This is a genomic window from Winogradskya humida, from assembly GCF_016862215.1.
Lineage (GTDB): Bacteria > Actinomycetota > Actinomycetes > Mycobacteriales > Micromonosporaceae > Actinoplanes > Actinoplanes humidus.
The window spans coordinates 15,502-38,558 of the sequence record NZ_BOMN01000018.1 but is presented as its reverse complement, the minus strand read 5'-3'; the positions used below and the strand labels follow the sequence as shown (position 1 = coordinate 38,558).

At 70.4% G+C, this 23,057-nt stretch carries 20 protein-coding genes and 1 pseudogene; 14 read left to right on the top strand and 7 right to left on the bottom strand.

Features of this window, described 5'->3' with window-relative positions; genetic code table 11:
* Positions 1–21: 21 nt before the first annotated feature.
* Entirely contained in the window at positions 22–750 is a 729-nt protein-coding gene (locus tag Ahu01nite_RS07235) for a VOC family protein (protein WP_203835635.1), read from the top strand.
* Here the strand turns inward: Ahu01nite_RS07235 and Ahu01nite_RS07230 are convergent.
* A complete protein-coding gene (locus tag Ahu01nite_RS07230) occupies positions 747–1,559 on the bottom strand; it encodes a hypothetical protein (protein ID WP_203835634.1) in 813 nt (270 codons plus the stop codon). The two genes, Ahu01nite_RS07235 and Ahu01nite_RS07230, sit on opposite strands and share 4 nt — an antisense overlap.
* An 83-nt stretch (positions 1,560–1,642) precedes the next feature.
* Here Ahu01nite_RS07230 and Ahu01nite_RS07225 point away from each other — a divergent pair, with 83 nt between their 5' ends.
* The 8 genes from Ahu01nite_RS07225 to Ahu01nite_RS07190 all read left to right on the top strand — a co-directional run bounded on the left by Ahu01nite_RS07225 (position 1,643) and on the right by Ahu01nite_RS07190 (position 10,567).
* Entirely contained in the window at positions 1,643–2,473 is an 831-nt protein-coding gene (locus Ahu01nite_RS07225) for an ABC transporter ATP-binding protein (protein WP_203835633.1), read from the top strand.
* A gap of 12 nt (positions 2,474–2,485) precedes the next feature.
* Complete coding sequence (locus Ahu01nite_RS07220; RefSeq protein WP_203835632.1) at positions 2,486–3,493, top strand: ABC transporter substrate-binding protein; 1,008 nt, start codon at positions 2,486–2,488, stop codon at positions 3,491–3,493.
* Positions 3,494–3,498: 5 nt separating this feature from the next.
* Entirely contained in the window at positions 3,499–5,610 is a 2,112-nt protein-coding gene (locus Ahu01nite_RS07215) for an iron ABC transporter permease (protein WP_203835631.1), read from the top strand.
* A gap of 73 nt (positions 5,611–5,683) precedes the next feature.
* Positions 5,684–6,874 (top strand): MFS transporter, encoded by a 1,191-nt coding sequence (locus Ahu01nite_RS07210; RefSeq protein ID WP_203835630.1) that lies wholly within the window; start codon positions 5,684–5,686, stop codon positions 6,872–6,874.
* 58 nt (positions 6,875–6,932) lie between these two features.
* On the top strand, positions 6,933–7,643 hold the full coding sequence (locus Ahu01nite_RS07205; protein WP_203835629.1) for a Clp protease N-terminal domain-containing protein: 711 nt from the start codon (positions 6,933–6,935) through the stop codon (positions 7,641–7,643).
* Positions 7,644–7,680: 37 nt separating this feature from the next.
* Positions 7,681–8,412, top strand: coding sequence for a DUF2071 domain-containing protein (locus Ahu01nite_RS07200; protein ID WP_203835628.1), 732 nt, complete (start codon positions 7,681–7,683; stop codon positions 8,410–8,412).
* Between the two features lie 66 nt (positions 8,413–8,478).
* Positions 8,479–10,239 (top strand): AbeC-like domain-containing protein, encoded by a 1,761-nt coding sequence (locus tag Ahu01nite_RS07195; RefSeq protein ID WP_203835627.1) that lies wholly within the window; start codon positions 8,479–8,481, stop codon positions 10,237–10,239.
* Entirely contained in the window at positions 10,232–10,567 is a 336-nt protein-coding gene (locus Ahu01nite_RS07190; RefSeq protein ID WP_203835626.1) for a hypothetical protein, read from the top strand. The genes Ahu01nite_RS07195 and Ahu01nite_RS07190 overlap by 8 nt, the downstream gene beginning before the upstream one ends.
* Before the next feature lie 17 nt (positions 10,568–10,584).
* On the opposite strand, the gene Ahu01nite_RS07185 is transcribed toward Ahu01nite_RS07190, so the two are convergent.
* The 4 genes from Ahu01nite_RS07185 to Ahu01nite_RS07170 form a co-directional block, all read right to left on the bottom strand.
* Positions 10,585–11,271, bottom strand: a complete 687-nt coding sequence (locus Ahu01nite_RS07185) for a hypothetical protein (RefSeq protein ID WP_203835625.1) — start codon at positions 11,269–11,271, stop codon at positions 10,585–10,587.
* Between the two features lie 220 nt (positions 11,272–11,491).
* Positions 11,492–12,022 carry a hypothetical protein gene (locus Ahu01nite_RS07180; RefSeq protein WP_203835624.1) on the bottom strand — a complete coding sequence of 177 codons (531 nt, stop codon included), beginning with the start codon at positions 12,020–12,022 and terminating at the stop codon, positions 11,492–11,494.
* A 47-nt stretch (positions 12,023–12,069) separates the two neighbouring features.
* Positions 12,070–12,507, bottom strand: coding sequence for a T6SS immunity protein Tdi1 domain-containing protein (locus tag Ahu01nite_RS07175; protein WP_203835623.1), 438 nt, complete (start codon positions 12,505–12,507; stop codon positions 12,070–12,072).
* A 12-nt stretch (positions 12,508–12,519) separates the two neighbouring features.
* Entirely contained in the window at positions 12,520–13,314 is a 795-nt protein-coding gene (locus Ahu01nite_RS07170; RefSeq protein WP_203835622.1) for an SAM-dependent methyltransferase, read from the bottom strand.
* Between the two features lie 202 nt (positions 13,315–13,516).
* Here Ahu01nite_RS07170 and Ahu01nite_RS51775 point away from each other — a divergent pair.
* The 3 genes and pseudogenes from Ahu01nite_RS51775 to Ahu01nite_RS07160 form a co-directional block, all read left to right on the top strand.
* Positions 13,517–13,915 (top strand): annotated as a pseudogene (locus tag Ahu01nite_RS51775) (amidohydrolase family protein); the annotation flags it as partial.
* Between the two features lie 62 nt (positions 13,916–13,977).
* Positions 13,978–14,247 (top strand): amidohydrolase family protein, encoded by a 270-nt coding sequence (locus tag Ahu01nite_RS51770; RefSeq protein ID WP_369076627.1) that lies wholly within the window; start codon positions 13,978–13,980, stop codon positions 14,245–14,247.
* Positions 14,225–16,135: a hypothetical protein gene (locus tag Ahu01nite_RS07160; protein WP_203835620.1), complete on the top strand. Its 1,911-nt coding sequence runs from the start codon at positions 14,225–14,227 to the stop codon at positions 16,133–16,135. The genes Ahu01nite_RS51770 and Ahu01nite_RS07160 overlap by 23 nt, the downstream gene beginning before the upstream one ends.
* Here the strand turns inward: Ahu01nite_RS07160 and Ahu01nite_RS07155 are convergent.
* The gene (locus tag Ahu01nite_RS07155; RefSeq protein ID WP_203835619.1) at positions 16,130–16,834 is read right to left on the bottom strand and encodes an alpha/beta fold hydrolase; all 705 of its coding nucleotides are present in this window, start codon (positions 16,832–16,834) and stop codon (positions 16,130–16,132) included. The genes Ahu01nite_RS07160 and Ahu01nite_RS07155 overlap by 6 nt on opposite strands.
* 85 nt (positions 16,835–16,919) lie before the next feature.
* Positions 16,920–19,289, bottom strand: a complete 2,370-nt coding sequence (locus Ahu01nite_RS07150) for a phosphoketolase family protein (protein WP_203835618.1) — start codon at positions 19,287–19,289, stop codon at positions 16,920–16,922.
* A 176-nt stretch (positions 19,290–19,465) separates the two neighbouring features.
* Between Ahu01nite_RS07150 and Ahu01nite_RS07145 the strand changes: the two genes are divergently transcribed.
* Positions 19,466–20,659 (top strand): alginate lyase family protein, encoded by a 1,194-nt coding sequence (locus tag Ahu01nite_RS07145; RefSeq protein ID WP_203835617.1) that lies wholly within the window; start codon positions 19,466–19,468, stop codon positions 20,657–20,659.
* 36 nt (positions 20,660–20,695) lie between these two features.
* Positions 20,696–22,876, top strand: coding sequence for an RICIN domain-containing protein (locus Ahu01nite_RS07140; protein ID WP_203835616.1), 2,181 nt, complete (start codon positions 20,696–20,698; stop codon positions 22,874–22,876).
* Positions 22,877–23,057: the final 181 nt, after the last annotated feature.

The following is a 23,057-nucleotide window of genomic DNA, read 5'->3' as shown; positions in this document are numbered from 1 at the left end:
CGGGCGGGCAGGATCGGCGGTATGACCTCTGAGATCGGCACCTTGCGGGCCGTCGCGCTGGACGCCCCGGACATCTTTCGCCTGGCCACGTTCTACGAGCAGCTCACCGGGTGGAAGCGGCTGCCCGCGGACGACGGGGACGACTGGATCACGCTGCTCAGTGAGGACGGGTGGCGGATCGGGCTGCAGCTGGCACCCGGCCACGTGGCACCGGCGTGGCCGGGGCAGGAGCATCCCCAGCAGGCGCACCTCGACTTCCGGGTGCCGGACATCGACGCCGCAGCCGGGCGCGCCCAGGAGCTCGGCGCCACCGTGCTGCGCCGCAACGAGAAGTGGCACACGCTCGCCGACCCGGCCGGGCACCCGTTCGATCTGTGCCTCAACCCCGGCGATCCGGCGACGACGCTGGGGGACGTCATGCTCGACTGTCCCGATGCGAAGCTGCTCAGCCAGTTCTACGCGGAGCTGCTCGGCAAGCCGGTGACGTACGAGGCGGACGGCATGGCCATGATCGGCGAGTACGGCTCGCAGCCCGTGATGTTCCAGCAGGTCGAGAACTACTCCGCGCCGCGCTGGCCCGACCCGGCGTACCCGCAGCAGATCCACCTCGACGTGCACGTGCGGGACGTGGACGTGGCGGAACGGGCCGCACTGGCAGCCGGCGCCACCCGGCTGGACGGCGAGGGCGATGACTGGCGGGTCTTCGCCGATCCCGCCGGAAAGCCGTTCTGTCTGGTGTGGACGGTTTAGCGGTACAGCTCGGGCCCGTGCTTCTCGACGAGCTCGTTGACCGCGCGCAGGGTCGGCAGCACCTCGGCGTCCGGGTCCGTGGTGGGGGAGTTGGCGTGGTCGATGGCCGCGCGGGCGTCGCGCAGGATGCGGCGTACGCGGCTCTCGCTGTCGGCCCCGCGGCGGATCTGGTCCCAGTGCGCGATCGCCAGCTCGGCCTGGTCGGCCAGCTCGCGCAGGTAGGTGATCGGCTCCTCGATCGAGGACTGATACGCCGCCCTTGCATCACGCAGCTCGTCGGCGGCTACGGCCAGTCGCTCCTTGTTGGCGGGCGTGAGGTCGGCGCTGTGCTGCTCGTCGAGGACCTCGGTGAGGCGCCGGCCCATCGCCTCGTGGATGCGAAGCCGCTCGGCGAGCACCGTCAGCGCCTGGCCGCTGGTCCGGCGTACCTCGGTCAGGTCGACCGCGGGCCAGCCCTCGTCGTGCATCTCGGTCAGCAGCGGGATCGCGGCGTCGAGCCGCCCGGCGGCGGTGAGCGCCTCGGCGTAGCGGCGGCGCTCGAACGTGCCGGTCAGCGTCCCGCCGGCGGCGTCGTCGGCCCGGCGGGGGCTGAGCGCTGTGAAGATCCGGTGGACGGCCGCGGGTGCGCTCAGGAAGAGCGCCACGACGGCGGTCGCCTGGAAGAAGCCACCCCACGCGCTGTTCTGCGCGGCCAGGCTGAGCGCGAAGCTGATCGGCACGACGGCCGGTGGCGTGTAGAGCAGCACCGTCATGGGGCTGGGGCCCGAGCCGATGACTGTGGGCTCCGGTGACCTGTCGATGTCCGCCATGGCGGCATTCTTCCCGGTCAAACCTGTGAGAGGAAGCCCGGCCCCCTGAACGGCTGTCCCGGGCTTAGGTTAGCCTAACCTGCATGACAGCCTCTCCGGAGACCGTTGCGCTCTCGGGCGGCGGTCTCACGCTCGCGTACGACGGCCGCACGGTCGTCCGGGACGCCGCCATCGAACTGCGTGCCGGCGAAGTCGTGGCACTGGTCGGGCCGAACGGCTCCGGCAAGTCGACATTGCTGCGTGCGCTCGCGCGGCTGCACACCCCGAAGAGCGGTTCGGTCACGCTCGGCGGGGAGCAGCCCGGCGACGCCCACGCCCTGCACCCCAAGGAGTTCGCCCGGCGGGTCACCCTGCTCACCCAGTCGCGGCCCACCCCGGGCGGCGTACGCGTGAGAGAGGTCGTCGCCTACGGCCGGCACCCCTACCGCGGGCGGTTCGGCTCCGGTGATCCCGACGGGCCCGCCGCGGTGGACAAGGCCATGCACCTGACCGGGGTCGCGGCGATGGCCGAGCGCCCGGTCGACGAACTGTCCGGCGGCGAGCTGCAGCGTGTCTGGCTCGCCACCTGCCTCGCGCAGGACACCGGCGTCGTGCTGCTGGACGAGCCGACCACCTATCTCGACCTGCGCTACCAGGTCGAGACCCTCGACATCGTCCGGGACCTGGCCGACGAGCACGGCGCCGCGGTCGGTGTGGTGCTGCACGACCTCGACCAGGCCGCCGCCGTCGCCGACCACGTCGTGCTGCTGCAGAACGGCGTCGTGCGAGCCACCGGCCGCCCCGCCGACGTGCTCACCTCCGAACTTCTCACCGAGGTCTACGGCCTGCGCATCGATGTGCGGGTCGACGACCGGGGGCGTGTCCGCACCGAACCGGTCGGCCGCCATTCCACCCGTATGTCCTCCACCCTTTAAGGATAATTTTCTATGCGTACGACCCCCTTGCGCCGGACTCTGGCCGCAGCGGCCACCGCCGTGGTGGCAGCCCTGGCGCTCACGGCCTGCGGCACCACTGAGGACGCCGACGACGCGGGCACCCCCAGCGCGTCCGCCGCCACCGGCCCGGTCGACCTGACCGACGAGCGCGGCCCCGTGCACCTCGACGCGCCCGCCAAGGCCGTCGTCTCCCTCGAGTGGGGCCTGACCGAGAGCCTGGTCGCGCTCGGCGTGAAGCCGGTCGGTGTCGCCGACGTCAAGAACTACAACATCTACGACACCGTGGCACCGGTCGACGCCGCGACGCCCGACGTCGGCACCCGCGGCGAGCCCAGCCTCGACGCCATCGTCGCGCTCAAGCCCGACCTCGTGGTCGCCACGACGGACCTGCCCGCGACCGTGATCGAGCAGATCACCAAGACCGCGCCGGTGATCGCGCTGAAGGGCTCCGACGGCACCGACCCGATCGGTTACATGCGCAAGACGCTGACCACGCTCGCCCAGGCGACCGGCACGTCCGCCAAGGCGACCGAGATCCTCGCAGGCTTCGACGCGAAGGTCGCCGCCGGTAAGGACGCGCTGGCCAAGGCCGGCAGGACCGGGGCGCCGTTCACCATGTCCGACGGCTGGATCGACTCGGGCACCGTGGCCATCCGCATGTACACCCCGGGCTCGTTCTTCGGCGGTCTCGGCAGGGAGCTCGGCCTCACCAACCAGTGGACCGAGGGCGGCGACAAGGACTACGGCCTGGCGCAGACCGACATCGAGGGCCTGACCAAGATCACCAACGCGGACAGTACGTTCGTGTACGTCGCCAACGAGACCGACGGCGGCGGCGAGTTCACCAAGGCGCTGACCGGTAACGCGGTGTGGAAGCAGCTCGGCTTCGTCAAGGGCGGGCACCTCAGCAAGCTCCCCGACGGCATCTGGATGTTCGGCAGCGTGCCGTCCGCCAACGCCTACATCGACGCGCTCGTCGCGGCCTTCCCCGGCGCCTGACATCGATGAACGGCACCACCGACACGGCCGCTGACGTGGCCGTCACCCCGGCGGGGACCACTCCCCGCCGGGGCGCCCCGCGGGTGATCGCCGCGTTCGCGATCGCCCTGGCCCTGCTGCTCGTGCTCGCCGCCGTGCATCTCACCCAGGGCACCGCCGACCTCAGCATCGCCGAGCTGCTCCGCGCGCTCGTGCCCGGCTCCTCCGGGGACGGCCGGGAACAGACCGTCGCGGTGCTGGTCGCCAGCCGCGTGCCCCGGCTGCTCGCCGCCCTGCTCGTCGGGCTGGCCATCGGCGTCGCGGGCGCCACCCTGCAATCCGTGGCACGCAACCCGCTGGCGTCGCCGGACACCCTCGCCGTGAACGCGGGCGCCTACGTGTCGGTGGTCGCCGTGGCCGCGTACGGTATCGCCCTGCCCTTCCTGGTCAACGGCCTGATCGCCTTTCTCGGCGGTCTCGCGGCATCGGGTCTGGTCCTGCTCGTCGCCCGCGGTGGCGCGGCCGGCCCGGCCCGGGTCGTGCTCGCCGGCTCCGCGGTGGCCCTCGCGCTCAACTCGCTCGCCGTCGTGCTGCTCATGCTCTTCCAGCAGAACACCACCGGCCTGTACGCGTGGGGCAGCGGCACCACCGTGCAGTCCGGCACCGGCCAGGTCACGTTCGCCGCGCCCCTGGTCGCGTTTGGCGTGCTCGGCGCCCTGCTGCTCGCGCACCGCCTCGACGTGCTCGGCCTCGGCGACGACTCCGCGCGGGTGCTCGGCGTCGACGTCCGGCGTACCCGGGTCCTCTCGATCCTGCTCGCGGTCCTGCTGGCCGCCACCGCCGTGACCGTCACCGGCCCGATCGGCTTCGTCGGGCTCTGCGGCCCGGTCATCGCCCGGCTCGTCGCCCGCCGCGTCCCCGGCCTGAGCCGGCACGTCCTGCTCCTGCCGTTCGCGGGCGTGGTCGGCGCCCTCGTCATCGTCACCGCCGACGTGCTGCTGCGCCTCGCCCTGCCCGCGGACACCGCGATCTCCGTCCCCACCGGCGTGGTCACCTCGCTGGCCGGCGCGGTCCTGCTCGTCTGGCTCGCCCGGCGCCTGCGCGACAGCGGACCCGCCACCTCGGCCAGCGGCACCCACGGCACCGCCCGTTCCCGCGGCTTCGTCACCGTCGTCGGTGTCGTGCTCGGTGTCGCCCTGATCGCCGCGTTCCTCGCCGCGCTGCTGCTGGGTGATCGTCTCGTGCTGCTCGGCGACGTCGCCAACTGGTGGCGGGGCAGTGCCGGCCGCGAGGTCTCGTTCGTCCTCGACCAGCGCTGGCCCCGCGTGCTCGTCTCCCTGCTCGGCGGCGCCGCCCTCGCCCTGGCCGGCTCCATCGTCCAGGCCGTCTGCCGCAACCCGCTCGCCGAACCGGGCCTGCTCGGCATCACCCCCGGCGCGAGCGTCGGCGCCGTCGCGATGGTGCTGCTCGTCCCCGGCGTCGGCGTCTGGCCGGTGATGGGCGCCGCGACCCTCGCCGCCCTGGCCACGTTCGCGCTCGTCTACCGGCTCGCGTCCCACCGGGGGCTGTCCTCCGACCGGCTCGTCCTGATCGGCATCGGCGTGAGCACGGCCGCGTCGGCGATCACGACGCTGCTGGTCGTGGTCGTCTCACCGTGGAACGTCGGCGTCGCCCTGACCTGGCTCGCCGGCTCGACCTACGGCCGGACCCTCGGCCAGGTCGTCCCCGCCGCGATCATGCTCGCCGTCGGGCTGCCGCTCGCGCTCATCGGCGCGCGGACCCTCGACCTGGTCTCGCTGGACGAGGACGTGCCGCGGGTGCTGGGCGTACCGCTGAACCGGGCCCGGCTCGGCTTCCTCACCCTGGCGGCGATCCTCACCGCGGCCGCGGCCTGTGCGGTGGGGGCGCTGGCCTTCGTCGGCCTCGTCGCACCACATGCCGCCCGCGCGCTGGTCGGTGCCCGGCACGCCCGGTCGGTGCCCGTGTCGGTCGCGCTGGGCGCATTACTGGTCACCGTCGCGGACACTGTGGGGCGTACGGTCATCGCTCCCTCACAGCTCGCCGCCGGCCTGGTGACCGCCCTGATCGGAGCGCCGTACTTCATCTGGCTCCTCAGCCGGGTGAGAGCCGGCCGCTAAACACGCCTTCCTCCGGTGCGCAATTGGTGGATCGGCCCTGTTCCGCCCGGTCATCGCCGACAATGATTCCCTCATGCCGCAACAGGTGGGTGGCGGCCGGCGGGCCGCGTGGATCGCCGGTGGGTACGCCGCACAGGGCCTCGGCTATGCGGCCGTGGTCACCGCCCTGCCCATGTTCAAGTCCCGGCAGGACGTCGACGACGCGTTCGTCTCGGTGCTCCTGCTGCTCGTCATCGCGGCCGCGGCCGGCGGCTCGATGCTCGCCGACAAGGTGGCCGCGCGGTGGGGGAGCCGTTACGCCCTGGCCGGCGGGCTGCTCGTCGTCGCCGCCGGGCTGGCGCTGACCACATTCCACACCCCGCAGGCTGTGTTCGTGGCGGTCTTCATCGCGTACGGGCTGGGGCTGGGTGCCGTCGATGCCAGCCTGAGCATGCAGGGGGTGCTGGTCCAGGCCCGCCTGGGCCGCAGCGTGATGAGCCGCCTGTTCGCCGCCTACACCGCCGCCGCCATCGTGGCAGCCCTGGCCATGTCGGGCTCCGCGGCAACGGGAGCCGGCGCCGCCGTCGCAGTCGGACTCGCCGCGGCGTTCGCCGCCGCGACGGCCCTCGCCGGCTTCTCGTCCTTCGAGCCGGACCGCACCGTCCTGGCCGCCCTCTCCGGGCACACGGCGGGCGGCACCCGGCGCATCGTGCTCGTCTGCGGCGCGTTCATCTTCACCGCGTTCCTGGCCGACTCGGCGGTCAGCACGTGGAGTTCGGTCTACCTCGACGACTCCCTCGCCGCGTCGGCCACCGTGGTGCCCCTGGGGTACGCCGCCTACCAGGCCGCGGTGCTCGCCGCCCGGCTCGTGGGGGACCACCTGGTGCCCCGGATCGGCACGACCGTGGCCGCTGCCGGGTGTCTGCTGGTCTGCGCACTGGGCTGCGGGCTGGTGGTGGCGGTGCCGTCGATCGGGGCAGCGGTGGCGGGGTTCGCGCTGACCGGGCTGGGCGTCGGCATCCTGGTCCCGCTCGCGTTCAGCGTCGCGGGGCGTAGCGCGCCGGGGCGTAGTGACGAGGTCATCGCGCGGGTGAACCTGTTCAACTACGGCGGGGCGCTGCTGGGGGCTGTGCTGCTGGGGGCGCTGTCGTCACCGATCGGGTTGCGGCTCGCGTTCCTCGTGCCGGTGCTCGGGTTGCTGGCCACGCTGCCGGTGCTGCGGGCGTGGCGCTCCCTGACCGCTGAGGATCACTCGCAGACAACGCCGTCACCGTCGCGGTCTTGACACCTTCCCGCGTCAACCTTGAGTTGACGATCCGGCATCGTCAACCTATGGTTGACGCATGACGACAACTGGTCCCGCAGCAAACTCGGTCCGGCTCGACGACCTGATCGAGGCCATCAAGAAGACCCACACCGGCGCCCTCGACCAGCTCAGCGATGCGGTGCTGGCCGCCGACCACCTCGGCGACGTCGCCGACCATCTGATCGGGCACTTCGTCGACCAGGCCCGCCGCTCCGGAGCCTCCTGGACGGAGATCGGCCGCAGCATGGGCGTCACCAAGCAGGCGGCCCAGAAACGCTTCGTGGCCAAGGGCGACGCGCCGGATCTCGACGCCAGCCAGGGATTCAGCCGGTTCACCGACCGGGCCAGGAAGGTCGTCGTGGGGGCGCAGGAGGCTGCCCGCACCGGCGGCAACCCTGAGATCAGCGTGGCTCACCTGGTGCTCGGCCTGGTGGCCGACCCGAGCGGCCTCGGCGCCCGCACGATCGTCGCGCAGGGCGTGTCACTCGACGCGGTCCGGCAGACGGCAACCGCGACGCTGCCCGCGGCAGCCGACTCCCTGCCCGCGCTCATCCCGTTCGACGCGCACGCCAAGAAGGCCTTGGAGCTCACGTTCCGCGAAGCCCTGCGCCTCAACCACAACTACGTGGGCACCGAGCACATTCTGCTCGCCATCCTCGAACTCGAGGACGGCACGGGCGTCCTAGCCGGCCTCGGTGTCGACAAAGCCGCCGCCGAAGCGTCCATCGTCGCGACTCTGGAGTCATGACGCGCCGCCGGAGAGGGTCATCATGAGGGTTCCCGTCATGGCAGGCGTCGTCGAACGGCGCCTGCTCGTCAATTATCGTACGGATCCAGAAGCCACCGCTCGCCTGCTGCCCGCGCCGTTGCGCCCCCAGCTGGTCAACGGGCACGGCGTCGCGGGGATCTGCCTGATCCGGCTCGGCCGACTGCGTCCGAAGCCCCTGCCTGCCGGGATCGGCATGCGCACCGAGAACGCCGCACATCGCATCGCGGTCGAATGGGACACCCCGGACGGCGTCGCCGCCGGCGTCTACATTCCACGGCGCGACACCGCTTCCCGGGCCTCGGCGCTGGCCGGCGGCAGGGTCTTCCCCGGCGAGCACCACCGCGCCCGGTTCACCGTCGCGGAGGATGAGCGGGACCTCAGAGTGGGGTTCCGCAGCGTCGACAACACCGGCGCGGTGGGCGTCCACGTGCGGGTCAGTCCCACGTGGCCGGGCAGCGCGCTGTTCGGTGATCTGGCCGAGGCATCCGAGTTCTTCCGGCAGGGCTGCGCCGGCTACTCCGAGACCACCGGCGGCCGCGTCCTGGACGGCATCGAACTGCGTACCGAGTCGTGGGCCGTCGAGCCGGTCGAGGTGGCCGATGCGCGGTCGACGTACTTCGAGGATCCTGCTCTGTTCCCGGCGGGGGCGGCGGAACTCGACGGGGCGCTCCTGATGCGCAACGTCCCGGTGAGCTGGCACTCCCTGCCATCCATGCCCGTCCGCCGCGAGTCGGCCAGGGCGGGTTGACGAAGCCGGAACGAGTCCTCCGTCCAGGGGTGCCGGCGCGATCGCGGTCACCGATACCTTCTCTGGATGGGCTACCCGCAGCAGGGCAACCAGGGCGCGCCTCTGTTGAGCATGCCCGCGTATCAGCCGGCCGGCACCTGGAACGACACGACCCGCCGGCTGTGCGGAGCGCCGTACCTCGACCCGGATTTTGCCAACGCGACGATCCGCGAGGTGGTCGAGTCCGAACGCAAGGCGGTGCCGCCGTCCTACGGTTTCGACCTCGACCCCGTGGTGCGGCACTGCCTGCGGGCCCGCCGCCTGCTCCTCATCCGGTACGCGATGGTCACCGGCGTCCTGGTGGTCGGGCTCTGCCTCAGCCCGCTGGCAACCGTCGCGTGGCTGGGCCTGTGCGCCGTCGTGGTGGGGTTGCGCTCGTCGACGGTGCGGGAGCTGCCCCGATCGTTCCGGCTGGCCGGGATCACCGTGGTCGTCGTCCTGGCGCTGTGCCTGCTGGGCTCCTTCCTGCTGTCGGTCGTGCTGGGCAGCGTCGTCGACTCGCTCGGGCTGCCGAGCGGTCAGGACGGGTTCGGCGACTACGGCGACTCGGCACCCGCCGTCGACGACGCGTTCGCCGACGGACTGCGCGGCCTGGTGCTGCTGGTCCCGATCGGGCTCGCCGGTGCCATGTTCCTCGTGCTGTTCCTGTCGCGCCGTCACGCGTACGGCATCCTCACCACCGAACTGGCCCCCGGCGTGACAGCCGTCGCGCCGCGCGTCGGCAGCTCACGGGTCGAGTGGCGGCTGGGCGTCGTCGCGGCGATGCAGCGCGGCAACATCTGCGTGCAGGACATCGACCCGTTCGCCGGCGCCGGGTGGCGCGAGCACAGCTGGTCGTTCGCGACGACGCTCAAGCCCAAGAACGGTGACGGCCGGGTCGCGATCGACAGCCTCGCACTCAATCAGCGGGTGCATGATGCCGTCGTAGGGCTGCGTGATCAGCGTCTGCGCGACGGCGAGCGCATTCCGAACGTCTACGTGGTGCCGTACGTGGCTGCCGACGGTAACCGGCGCAGTGACGATCCGCTGATCGACCCGCAGACGCGTACGCCACGCACCCTCGCCTCCACCGAGACCATCGCGGCGATCGTCGGCAGCCCGCAGGGCGGACTGCGGCACTACCTGCGCGCAGTGGTGCCGGCCAACGGCAAGGAGATCTTCACCCCGGACGGCCGGCTCGTGCTGCCCGCGCAGGACTCGGGCATCGGCGTCACCGCGTTCGTCCACCTGGCCGTCGAGGGCGGCATGCTCTACACCGAGTTCGTGTCCACCGTCATGCCGCAGGTGAACCCGCTCTACCATCTCGTCGACAACCTGCGCCCGGAACGCGTGCCCTACCACGCGGCCGTGGACACGATGCTGAGCTTCCTGCGCGACAACCTGCTCGGACCGGTGTATCTGGCCCGCCTCGGCTGGGACACGCTACGGCTGACCGGCCGGATGGCTCGCTCCGCACGGCGCGCCGACGACTTCCGCTTCTACGACTACGGCGCCGACTTCAGCGTCCGTGAGCTCGCCGCCCAGCGCCCGACCGTGAACTTCATGCAGATCCTGGACGCGGAGAAGTACATCAAGCTGCTGGACCGGGTGGTCACCGACACCGTCCTGGAATACCTGGACGAGCAGGGCGTCGACACCACGGAGTTCCAGAGCGCCGTGACCAACGTGTCGATCGACAACGCGACTTTCATCGGTGGCCAGCAAAATTTCGGCAGCCGCAACGTCAACGTCCAGAACACCAGTGCGCCGGCCGGACAGCCGCGCACCACCGGAGGATCACGTGGCTGAGTCGCAGATGAACTTCGGGGACATGAACTTCCACGGCGGTCAGCAGAACATCGGCAACCACAACACCAACACCCAGAACAACAACACCGCCCCCGCCGACGAGGTCCGTGACCTCCTCACCGCCATCCTCGGCCGGCATCCCCAGCCCGCATACGCCCAGAGCGAAGTGGCCGCTATAAAAGCCGAGATCGCGGAGGGTACGCCGCAAGCCCGCGGGCGTCTGCAGACACGGCTCCAGTCCCTCGCCGAGAGCGCCGGCAGCACCCGTACCGTGGTGGAGGCAGCGGCCGCAATCGGCGTGATCGTCGCCGCGAACTGGCCCCTCTAGACATCCGGGCCTGGTGCTCAGATGCCCTGGCGGTCCCGTGCCGGCACCCCGAGCGACGTGGCGATCGGGTTCCACGCGGCGAGGAAGTCCTGCTTGGCTGCCCCCGCCTGGTCCGAGGCGGACCGCCCCCGGGCATAGGCTGATTTGCGCGCGGCAGTGTTCGCGCACGTACCGGCCAGCGTCGGCTCGGCCCACTCCACATAGGCCGCATCCGCATCCAGCGAGAACTGCAACGCGGTAACCAGCCGGGACCGTAACAACTCGCCGTCCGGCAGTGCGGACAGATCCGCGCCCCGGACCTCGGCGATCTGGGCCCGCCGCTCCCGCCCGACAGCCTGCAGGTCGTCGACCGCGCCACCCAGGCCGGTACAGCGCCCGACCCGGTCGATGGCGCTGTTGAGCTTGTCCCGGCTCACCCGGCTACGGCCCAGCAGCCTGTCGATGGCCCGAGCCTGTAGCAGTGGTTCCGCTTCGGACTCGTTGCTGCGGGCGGTCGGCGTACTCGCCGGATCTGTCGTGCTCTCCGGATCTGTCCGGGTATCCGGGTCGACCGTGGTCACCACCGTGGCCGCGGGGTCAGGTGCGGCGACCGGCGGGTCCTGCTGGGTGACGCGGTAGACCACCACGACCAACGCCAGCAGCACCACCACGGCCAGGCCGATGATCAGCGGAAGCCGGCTGCGCGCAGGTGGGGCATACCTCACGGCGCCCGGCACCGGTGGTGGCGCTGCGCTCTCGCCCCTTGCGGCATTCGGCGCCGGCGCCCGCCCGGCGCCCAGATCGGTGTTGCACCGGGCACAGACCGAGGCCGAGGGATCGTTGTCCAAACCACAGGTGGGACAAACCATAACCCAACGGTATTGACGTCTGGTCACGGAAGGTATGGGTGAGGTGGCTAATTGTTCTGCCCAAAGGACGGCTGCGTCAGTCGGTTCCCGGAGGCGCTGTCACGAAGCCGAGATTCTGTGGCCCTCGGAAGGCGAACTCGACTCTCTCGTAGCGGACCTGGTTCTGGTCGAACCATTGTGCGATCGATTCGGCCAGGGCGTCGCGGCCGAGTCGCTGGTCGTTGCGCCAGAAGTTGCAGCAGGGGACGATGACGGTGGCTGTGCCCAGCGCTGAGTGGACGACCTCGCGTAATGCCTGGTCGGGGTGGAGGCCGATGACGAGATCGTAGTAGGCGGCGTCTTGTGCCAGGTAGGGGACGGCGCGTGACTCGACGCCTTTCAGTGTCCATCCGCGCGGATCGACGACCTCTACCCGGTAGTTCAGGCGTTTCCGCAGCTCGCGTGCGAGCATTCCCTGGCCGCCGGCGACGTCAGCGACGTACTCGACCGAGTTGCCGAAGCGTTCGCCGATGAACTCTGCGAGGAGGTGAAAACGGTCCGGGTCTCCGTGGAACCGGTGCCCGTTCGCCTTGGGCGGGCTCTGTCTGCTCTTGACGCGATCACCCACCGACGAACCGTACCGTGCCGGCGTGGGCCGGGAATGGTGGTGGGGGCTCAGCCTGCGGGTGGGGCTTGGAGTTGGTGGTGGAGCTGGCCGGTTACGGTGAGGGCGACGGAGAATGTGTAGACCTGGATCTGGTCCACGTCGAAGCTGCCGGTCAGGACCGGGGGCGGGACGTAGGCGTACACCTCGTCGGGGTTGAGGGTCAGGCCGCGGCGGTGGAATGCGGCCATGGCCAGAGCGCCGAGCAGGAACTGGTCCTGGCCTGCTTCTGTGTCCAGGTCGGCGGCCAGCGCGGCGCCGTCCGGCCATTCCGGGGTGAGTTCGCCGGTGATGGTGCTGAGGAACCACCAGGCGCCGCTTTTGTCCTCCAGGAACACGTCGCCGAACAGGGACGTGAAACGGGGAGCCTTACCGGCCAGATCGAGCCATGACCACGATTCCAGCGCGTTGGCGTACTGGTCGTCGGTGAATTGTTTGGTTAGCTCCACTCACTTATTTGATCACGGCTTGCGGGCGACGCCGCAGTAGACCGGGACCTCGGCCGGGGTGGTGCCGGGGGTGGGGCGCCAGAGGGGGGTGGGCACCACGCCTGGGTCGAGGAGGTCGAGGCCGTCGAAGAACGCCGTGATCTGGGCGGGGGTGCGGAGGTGGTAGTTCGAGCCGACCTCGCGGGCTGTGTCGGCGGCGACGACATTGCCCGGGGTGATGATGCTGTCGTTGATCGCCAGGTAGCTGCCCGGCGGGAGGGCGTCGACGAAGGTGCGGACGACCTGGGTGGGGTTGTCGGTGTCGGGGAGGTGGCCGAGGATGCCGATGAGCATGACGGCGATCGGCTGGGTGAAGTCGAGGGTGACGCCGGCGGCCTGGAGGATTGTTTTCGGGTCCTGGGCGTCGGCGTCGATGTAGCTGGTGGCGCCGGCGGGGTTGCTGGTCAGCAACGCTCGGGCGTGGGTGAGGACCACGGGGTCGTTGTCGACGTAGACGACCTTGGATTCCGGGGCGATGCGCTGGGCCACCTCGTGGGTGTTGTCGGCGGTGGGGAGGCCGGTGCCGACGTCGATGAACTGGCGGACGCCGGCCTCGGCGGTCAGGTAGGTGACCGCGCGGGTGAGGAAGCCGCGGCCGGCGCGGGCGAATTCGCGGATCTCCGGGAGCTCGGTGATCAGGGCTTCGGCGGCGTTGCGGTCCGCGGCGAAGTTGTCCTTGCCGCCGAGGAGGTAGTTCCAGATCCGGGCACTGTTCGGCTGGGCGGCGTTGAGCCGCGCTTGCAGGTCAGACTCGGATCTGCTCGTCATCGATTGTGCCTTCCTCGCCGATCAGGTGAGCGCGCCCTGTCACCTTACGACAGAGATCGATAGCGAATCACGGACGTCGGTACCATCGGGCAATGCCGGGCCACAGTGGAGTGAACGTGATCCGCGTCGCCCGGATCTTCGACGGGGAGCGGTTGCATCGTCAGGGTGGCGTGGTGGTCGGCGTACCCATCTGAGGGCCGGCGTGGCCACTGTGCGTGACCTCGGCGATCTTCGCGGGGTGGTGCTGAGCCGGCGGCCGAAGTCGCCGAATGTTGTTGCTTCGGGGGCGCCGCTGACCACACCGGGCGGGCATTGCTGGTCGCTCGGTGGTGAGGTCCGCGGGCCGGAGGACGTCCGGCGGATGGTGCGGGAGCGGGTCGCGCAGGGTGCTGACGTCGTGAAGGTCATGGCCAGCGGCGGGGTGTTCACGCCGGGGACCGACACGGCCGGGACGCAGTTCACCGACGAGGAGCTGGCCGCCGCCGTCGACGAGGCTCATGCGCACGGGCTGCCGGTCACCGCGCACGCCCATGCGCATGCCGCCATCTGGCAGGCGCTGCGGGCCGGGGTCGACGGCATCGAGCACTGTACGTCGGTGACGGCGTCGGGAGCGTACGTGGACGATGAGCTGGCCGAAGCGCTGGCTGCCTCCGGGGTTGCGGTCTGTCTGACGCTGGGGTCCGATCCCGCCGTGGTGGTGCCGCCCGAGGTGATCGCCATGGCCGCACGGGCCGGGCTGTCCCAGGCGATCCTGCAGCAGGGCGTGGCCCGGCTGAGGCGTGCGGCGTACACCATCGTAAGGGTCGGATCCGGGCTGGTTTTGACGCGGATGTGCTGGTCGTGGCGGGTGATCCGGTCGCTGACATCACCGCGCTGCGGCGGCCGCTGGAGGTGTATCTAGGCTGGGGCGGTGGACCCGCTGACCGAGGCTGAGCTGGGGTTGCTCCTGCCCGGGCGGCCCGGCGACGTGATCCACGCGATCTGGCTGGCGAGCGGTGGCAGGGCCGATGTGGCGCTCGAGGTCGCGGCGGACATCACCGACGGTGACGGGGACGGCGACCCTGTGGCGCGGCTGGCGTTGCGGGTGTCGTCGCGGGCGGAGTTTCTCGTGCCGGACGTCGCGCTGTTGCGGCTGCTGGAATCGGCGGCCGCGCGCCGGCTGCCGTCCGAGGTCCGGGCGCGGGTTCTGATCAGGTGGGCCCGGGAGCTGCTCAGCGACCCGTCGGCGGGGGACCGGCGCCGCGACCTTGCCGCCGAGGCCGTACGGCTGGCCCGGGACAGCGGGGACGCCGGGACGCTCGCCGAGGTGCTGGACGGGCAGTTGCACGCGTTGTGGGATCCGCTGGCCGCGCCGGAGCGGCTCGACACCGCCGCCGAGATCATCGAGCTGGCGCGGCTCGCGGGTGATGCCGCGCTCGAGATGCGGGGGCTGTTCTGGCGGTTCACCGCCCTGGTCGAGCTCGGTGAGCTGGACGCGGCCGAGGCGGCGCTGGTCGTGTACGCCCGGACGGGTGAGCTCGCCGGCGACGCCCACGCCGGCATCGTGACGCTGTCCCGGCAGGCCATGCTCGCCATCGTCCGGGGGCGGCTGGACCTGGCCGCGACCCTCACGGACGAGGTCGCGGTGGCCGGGCGCCGGGCGGGGCTGGCCGACACCGAACGGCTGACCGCGTCGCTGGCCGGGCGCCTGGCGGTCCTGCGGGGCGCCGCCGATGCGCAGGTCGCGCCGTTGCTGGAGATGGCGCGGCGGCTGCCCGGTCACTTCTACGAGGCCACCGCGGCGCGGGTGATGGCGGACGCGGGGCGCGACGCCGAGGCGCTCCTGGAGCTCGACCGGGTGCTGCCCGCCGTGCTCGCCGGCAGTGGGCCGCGGTGGCTGGGCGCGGTCGCCGATCTCGCGTTCGTGGCCACCACCAGCGGCGCGGACGCCGATCTTGCGTTCGTGGCCTCCCGCGGCGGTGATCAGGGGGCGGTTCAGCAGTTGTACGACGCGCTGGTGCCGTACCAGGGGCGGCTGGTCGTCTGGGGTGGCGCCAACATGGTCACCGGGCCCGTCGATGATCTTCTTGGGCGGCTCGCCGGGCGGCTCGGGCGGGCGGGGGAGGCCCGGGAGCACCTCGATCGGGCGGTGGTTCAGGAGGAACGGCTGGGTGCGTTGCCGTGGCTGTGCGTGACGCTCGCGGTCCGGGGGAGACCGGGGGACCGGGAACGGGCGCGGTCGCTGGCGGCGCGGCTCGGTGTGGCGGTGGCGCCCGGTGACGAGTGGCGGCTGCTGCGCGACGGCGATGACTGGTTCCTGGAGGCCGGTGCCGAGACAGTGCGGCTGCGGGATGTGCGGGGGCTGCACTATCTGCGTACGCTCATCTCGTCGCCCGGTAGTGAGATCGCAGCTCTTGATCTTGTTTCTGGCGGGGCGGGACTGACAGCGCCGCCGGGCGAGCCGGTCCTGGATGCCGGGGCCCGGGGTGCCTATCGGGCTCGGCTGGCGACGGTGGAAGAACGCCTTGATGAGGCGGATCGCGCCGGCGACGCCACCCGGGCATCGGAGCTGGCCGCCGAGCGGGCCGCGCTTGTCGCCGAGCTTCGAGCGGCGACCGGCCTCGGTGGACGCCCGCGCCTGCAGAGCGCGGAAGCCGAACGCGCCCGGGTCAACGCGACCCGGGCACTCGGCACCGTGCTCAGCCGCCTGGACAAGGTGACGCCGCTCGCCGCCGGGCATCTGCGGGCGTCGCTGCGGACCGGCAGCCACTTCCGCTACCAGCCCGCCGCCGGGGGACCTCGCCGCTGGCGGGTGTCCTCACAGCACGGGTTGTCCTTATAAAACCGCAGCGACGGCGGCGGGGTCCGCGAGGTGCGGGAAGTGCCCGCCCGGCACGACAGTGACCTCTGCCTGCGGCAGGACAGACCGCAACCATTGCAGGTACGCCGTGGGCGGCTCACTCGCATTCACCCAGTGGTACGGGAGTCCCTTGTCCGCGATGGCGCGCAATTCCCGCAGCCGGTTCTCGCGGATCTGCTCGTCGGTCTCCCGGAGGATCTCGTCCCAGTAGCCGAGCAGGAGGTCCTGCCGCGGATCCGTCGCGGTCTCCACGAGCTTGCGGGCATCATCGGGCAGCGACTCGATGCCCATGCCGGCCAGCATCCGCTCCCAGAACTCGCGCCAGCGCGGGCCCCGCAACTGCGGTTCGGCGGCGCGGACGACGGCGAAGAACGGCCCCGGGAGCAGCATCTGATCCAGGTTGACCACGGCCGCCGCGGGATAGCGGGCCGCGTAGGCGCCGGCGATGATCGCCCCGACCGAATGACCCACGACCACGGGTTCGGCCAGGCCGGCGGCGGTGACCTGCTCGTGGACGGCGTCGATGATCCCGGCGAGGGGGTAGGCGTCGCGACGGGGGGAGCTGCCGTGACCGGGCAGGTCGACGGCCAGCACGCGGCGGCCGGGATCGAGGTGCTCCCGGAGCGGACCCCAGGCGCGGTGGTCGTACGTCAATCCGTGAATCAGCAGTAGGTCAGACATACCCTCCTGGCGTAACCACGCACGGAACAAATTGTTCACCCGCCCCGGCCGCCGCGTGGACGGCCGGGGCTTGCCACACAGAGCGCTAGGCGGGCCAGGTCCAGTCGGCGACGCGGGGGTCGTCCTCGCCGTGCTCGCGGGTGTATTCGCGGCATTCCTCGCGGGCGTCGATCATCTGCTGGCGCAGGTGGGCGGCGCGGGAGCCGAGGCCGTCGACGCGGTCGATCACGTCGATGACCAGTTTGTAGCGGTCGAGGTCGTTGAGCATCACCATGTCGAACGGCGTGGTCGTGGTGCCTTCCTCCTTGTAGCCGCGGACGTGGAAGTTGGCGTGGTTGGTGCGCTTGTAGGTCAGGCGGTGGATCAGGGTCGGGTAGCCGTGGTAGGCGAAGACGACCGGCTTGTCGGTGGTGAAGACGGTGTCGAACTCGTTGTCGGTCAGGCCGTGGGGGTGCTCCGAGACCGGCTGCAGGCGCATCAGGTCGACGACATTGACGAACCGGACCTTGAGGTCCGGCAGGTGCTTTCGCAGCAGGTCGGTGGCGGCGAGAGCTTCCATGGTGGGTACGTCACCCGCGCACGCCATCACGACATCCGGCTCGGTGTCCGCGTCGGTGCTGGCCCAGTCCCAGATGCCCAGGCCGCGGCGGCAGTGCAGATCGGCCTCGGCCATCGTCAGCCAGCTCGGCGCGGGCTGCTTGCCGGCGACGACGACGTTGATGTAGTGGCGGCTGCGCAGGCAGTGGTCCATCGTCGAGAGCAGGGTGTTCGCGTCCGGCGGCAGGTAGATGCGGACGACTTCGGCCTTCTTGTTGACCATGTGGTCGATGAAGCCGGGGTCCTGGTGGCTGAAGCCGTTGTGGTCCTGGCGCCAGACGTGGCTGGAGAGCAGGTAGTTCAGGGACGCGATCGGGCGCCGCCACGGGATGCGGCGGCTGGTCTTGAGCCACTTGGCGTGCTGGTTGACCATCGAGTCGACCACGTGGATGAACGCCTCGTAGCTCGTGAACAGGCCGTGCCGCCCGGTGAGCAGGTAACCCTCGAGCCACCCCTCGCACAGGTGCTCGCTGAGGACCTCCATGACCCGGCCCTCGGGGGACTCATGGTCGTCGAGCGGGGTGGTGCGGGCGGCCCAGGCGCGGTCGGTCACCTCGAACGCCGACTGCAGCCGGTTGGAGGCGACCTCGTCCGGGCCGAAAAGACGGAACCGGTCCGGGTTGGCGCGGATCACGTCGCGCAGCCAGTCGCCGAGGACGTGGGTGGCCTCGACCTCGGGGGCGCCGGGCTTCTCGACGTCGACCGCGTAGTCCCGGAAGTCCGGAAGCACCAGGTCGCGCAGCAGTTCACCCCCGTTGGCGTGCGGGTTGGCGCTCATCCGCCGGGTTCCCGAGGGTGGCAGGGACAACAGTTCACCGATGGGTACGCCGGCCTCGTCGAAGAGCTCTTCCGGACGGTACGACCGGAGCCAGCTCTCGAGCTGCTCCAGGTGCTCCGCGTTGCCATGGGGATTGGACAGCGGGACCTGGTGCGCGCGGAACGTGCCCTCGACCGGCTTGCCGTCGACCTCCTTGGGGCCGGTCCACCCCTTCGGCGTACGCATAATGATCATGGGCCAGCGGGGTCGCGTGCCGTCACCGGTGCCGCGGGCGTGGTCCTGGATGTCCTTGATCGTGTCGAGGCACCGATCCATGGCAGCGGCCATTGCCTGGTGCACCAGGGTGGGGTCGTCGCCCTCCACGAGGATCGGCTCGTAGCCCACGCCGCGCAGGTAGGACTGCAGGTCTCCGCCGGGGATCCGGTCGAGGACCGTCGGGTTGGCGATCTTCCACCCGTTGAGGTGCAGGATCGGCAGGACGGCGCCGTCGCGGGCCGGGTTGAGGAACGCGTTGGACAGCCAGCTCGCCGCCAGCGGGCCCGTCTCGGCCTCGCCGTCGCCGACCACGCAGAAGACCACCAGGTCGGGATTGTCGAACGCGGCGCCGTACGCGTGCATCAGGGAGTAACCGAGCTCGCCACCCTCGTGGATGGAACCGGGAACCTCGGGGGCGACGTGGCTGGGGATGCCGCCGGGGAACGAGAACTGCTTGAAGAGCCGCTGCATGCCCGGCGCGTCGCGGCTGATCGACGGGTAGAGCTCGCTGTACGTACCCTCCAGCCAGGTGTTGGCGACGATCGCCGGGCCGCCGTGTCCCGGTCCGATCACGTAGATCGCGTCGAGGTCGCGGCTGACGATCTGCCGGTTGGCGTGCGCGTAGATGAGGTTGAGGCCCGGGCTGGTGCCCCAGTGCCCGAGGAGCCGGGGCTTCACGTTCTCCGGTGTCAGCTTCTCGCGCAGCAGCGGATTGTCCATCAGGTAGATCTGCCCGACGGTCAGGTAGTTCGCGGCTCGCCAGTATGCGTTCAGCCGGTCCAGCTCGCCGTCGGTGAGCGGTCCCTGCACGGTCGACTCGGTCATGGGTTCCATGCTTGCGCAGTCCCCTGTATTCCACGTGTCATGCGCGCGACGGAACGTGTCGTGGCGAACCTTTCGTCATCCTTAAGTTCATCGATGTGTATTGACTACGCCTTAGTTCAAGTTCTTAACTGTTAACCCCCTTTCCGGTTCGCCCCCCACATTCCGGAGCTAACTTCATGAAGAGATCCCCACGTCGTGCCCTGCTGGCGGTCGGCACGGTCGCTCTCGCCCTCGTCGCCTCGGTCGGCGTCCGATTTGTCGCTCAGGCCGATACTGTCAAAGCCGCCGCCGTCTTCTCCCACCCCGGCGTCCTGCTCAGCAAGGCCCAGCTCGACTTTGTCAAGGGCAAGGTCAACGCGGGCGCGCAGCCCTGGCTCGGCGCCTACAACCAGATGCTGGCCAGCAAGTACGCGTCCTTGTCGCGCACCCCTGCCCCGCGCGCCGTCGTCGAGTGCGGCTCCTACTCGAACCCCAACAATGGCTGCACCGACGAGCGCGAGGACGCGATCGCCGCGTACACCGACGCGCTGGCGTGGTACATCACGGGCAATGCGGCGTACGCCCAGAAGTCAATTGCCCTGATGGACGCGTGGTCGGCGAGCATCACCTCGCACACCAACAGCAACGCGCCGCTGCAGACGGGCTGGGCCGGGTCGGTCTGGCCGCGCGCCGCGGAGATCATCAAGTACACGTACTCGAGCTGGCCCAACCAGGCCCGGTTCGCCACCATGCTGCGCAACGTCTACCTGCCCACCGTGATCGTCGGTAGTTCGAGCAACGGCAACTGGGAGCTGTCGATGATGGAGGCCGCCGTCGGCATCTCCGTCTTCCTCGACGACCGGACCAGCTACGACCGGGCCATCACCCGCTTCCGGGCGCGCGCCGCCGCGTACATCTATGTCGCCGCCGACGGGTCGCAGCCGAAGTATCCGCCGGTCGGCAGCGTCGACACGCCGTCCGAGCTGATCAGCTACTGGCAGGGCCAGAGCACGTTCGTCGACGGGCTCGCCCAGGAGACCTGCCGCGACTTCGTCCACACCGGTTACGGCATCTCGGCCATCTCGCACGTCGCCGAGACCACCCGCATCCAGGGCGGCGACCTCTACCCCGAACTGCAGGACCGGCTCCGGCACTCGCTGGGCCTCCACACCAAGTTCGAGAACGGTACGGCCGTCCCGTCCAACATCTGCGGCGGCACCGTCACCAAGGGGCTCGGCCCGATCAGCGAGGTCGCGTACAACGCCCTGCACAACCGGCTCGGCATCGCGATGAGCAACACGCAGATCTACACCGAGGCCAAGCGCCCGCAGGGCACCAACAACCTGTTCGTGGCCTGGGAAACGCTCACCCACGCCGACAACCCCGCCTGATCGTCTTCTCGTTTCGTCTTCGCGTAAGGACTTATTGTGAAGAAACGCCGCTTACTGGCGATCCTGGTCCCGGCCGTCGTGGTCGGTGGCCTGGGTATCGCCGGCGTCACCAGCGCGCTCGCCGCCACCACGGGCAGCGTCGTCAGCTCCGCCAACGGCAAATGCCTCGACGTCACCGATGGCAGCACCGCCAACGGCAACCTGCCGCAGACCTGGGCCTGCTCCACCGGGCCCAACCAGACCTGGACGTACGGCGACGACCTCACCCTCAAGGCGCTCGGCAAGTGCCTCGACGTCGCCAACGGGGCCACCACCGACGGCGCCGCCGTCCACATGTGGGACTGCTACGCCGGCCTCAACAGCCAGCAGTGGACCTACAACGCCTCGACGCACGACCTGGTCAACGTCAAGGCCAACAAGTGCCTCGACATCAAGGACAACAACCAGGCGGACGGGGCAAAACTGCAGCTCTGGACGTGTACGGGCTCCGCGAACCAGAAGTGGACGGTGAACGGGGCCACCACGCCACCCACCTCCCCGCCCACCACCGTGCCACCCAACCCCACGAACCCCGACCTCGGCCCCAACGTTTCGGTCTTCGATCCGTCGATGTCCGCGTCGACGATCCAGTCGCGGCTCACGACGGTGTTCAACCAGCAGGTCAGCAACCAGTTCGGCACCCAGCGGTACGCGCTGCTGTTCAAGCCGGGCACCTACAACGTCGACGCGAACGTCGGCTTCTTCACCCAGGTCGCCGGGCTCGGCCTCACCCCGGACGCCGTCACCATCAACGGCCATGTCCACGCCGAGGCCGACTGGTGGCCGGACGGCTCGCAGAACGCCACCCAGAACTTCTGGCGCTCCGCCGAGGGCCTCTCCGTCACACCCGGTGACGGCCTCGACCGCTGGGCCGTGTCCCAGGCCGCGCCGTACCGCCGCATGCACGTCCGCGGCAACCTCGCGCTCTCCGACGGCGGCTGGTCCTCCGGCGGCTTCATGTCCGACACCAAGATCGACGGGCAGATCCAGTCCGGGTCGCAGCAGCAGTGGCTCACCCGCAACTCCCAGATGGGCAGCTGGAACGGCTCCAACTGGAACCAGGTCTTCGTCGGCGACCAGGGCGCCCCCGCGAACAGCTTCCCGAGCCCGCCCTACACCACCGTCGGCCAGACCCCGAAAATCGCCGAGAAGCCTTATCTGTACGTCGACAGCGCCGGCGCCTACCAGGTGTTCGTCCCGTCGGTGCGCAGCAACTCCACCGGCACCTCGTGGGCGTCCGGCACCCCGGCCGGCTCCTCGCTGCCGATCAGCACGTTCTACATCGTCAAGCCGGGCGACACCTCGGCGACGATCAACGCCGCGCTCGCTGCCGGCAAGAACCTGCTCGTCACCCCGGCGACGTACCACCTGAACGCGCCGCTCAACGTCACCCGCGCCGACACGGTCGTCCTCGGGCTCGGCCTGGCGACGTTCATCCCCGACGGCGGCGTCACGGCTGTCAACGTCGCCGACGTGGACGGCGTACGCGTAGCAGGGCTCTTGATCGATGCCGGCACCACCAACTCGGCGGTCCTCATGGAGGTCGGCCCGAACGGTTCCGCCACTGACCACAGCGCCGACCCGACGGTGCTCTCCGACGTGTTCTTCCGCATCGGCGGCTCGATCGCGGGCAAGGCCACGGTGTCGCTGCGCATCAACAGCGACGACGTCATCGGCGACCACGCCTGGATCTGGCGCGCCGACCACGGCAACGGCGGCACGGTCGGCTGGACGGTCAACACCGCCGCCAACGGCCTGATCGTCAACGGCGACGACGTCACGTTCTACGGCCTCTTCGTCGAGCACTACCAGCAGTACCAGACCATCTGGAACGGCGAGAACGGCCGCACCTACTTCTACCAGAACGAGCTGCCCTACGACCCGCCGAACCAGGCCGCCTACATGAACGGCAGCACCCAGGGCTGGGCGGCGTACAAGGTCGCCGACACGGTCAACAACCACCAGGCGTGGGGCCTCGGCAGCTACGCCTACTTCAACGTCAACCCCGCAGTCGTCAACGCCCACGCCTTCGAGGTCCCCGCCAAGACCGGCATCAAGTTCACCGACATGGTCACGGTCTCCCTCGGCGGCACCGGCACCATCTCCCACGTCATCAACAGCAAGGGCGCCGCCGTCAACAGCGGACACCAGGTCGAATACCTGGTCTCCGGGCCGTAGCCCTCTGGTTCGGTGCAGCCACACCTCTTGTTCCTGCAACCTTGTTCCTGCAGCGGCCGGGTCTGCTCAGATCTGCAGCGGCCAGGTCTGCAGCGGCCAGGTCTGCAGCGGCAGGGTCCGCAGCGGCCGGGTCCGCTCAGGTCCGCAGCGGCCGGGTCCGCTCAGGTCTGCAGCGGCCAGG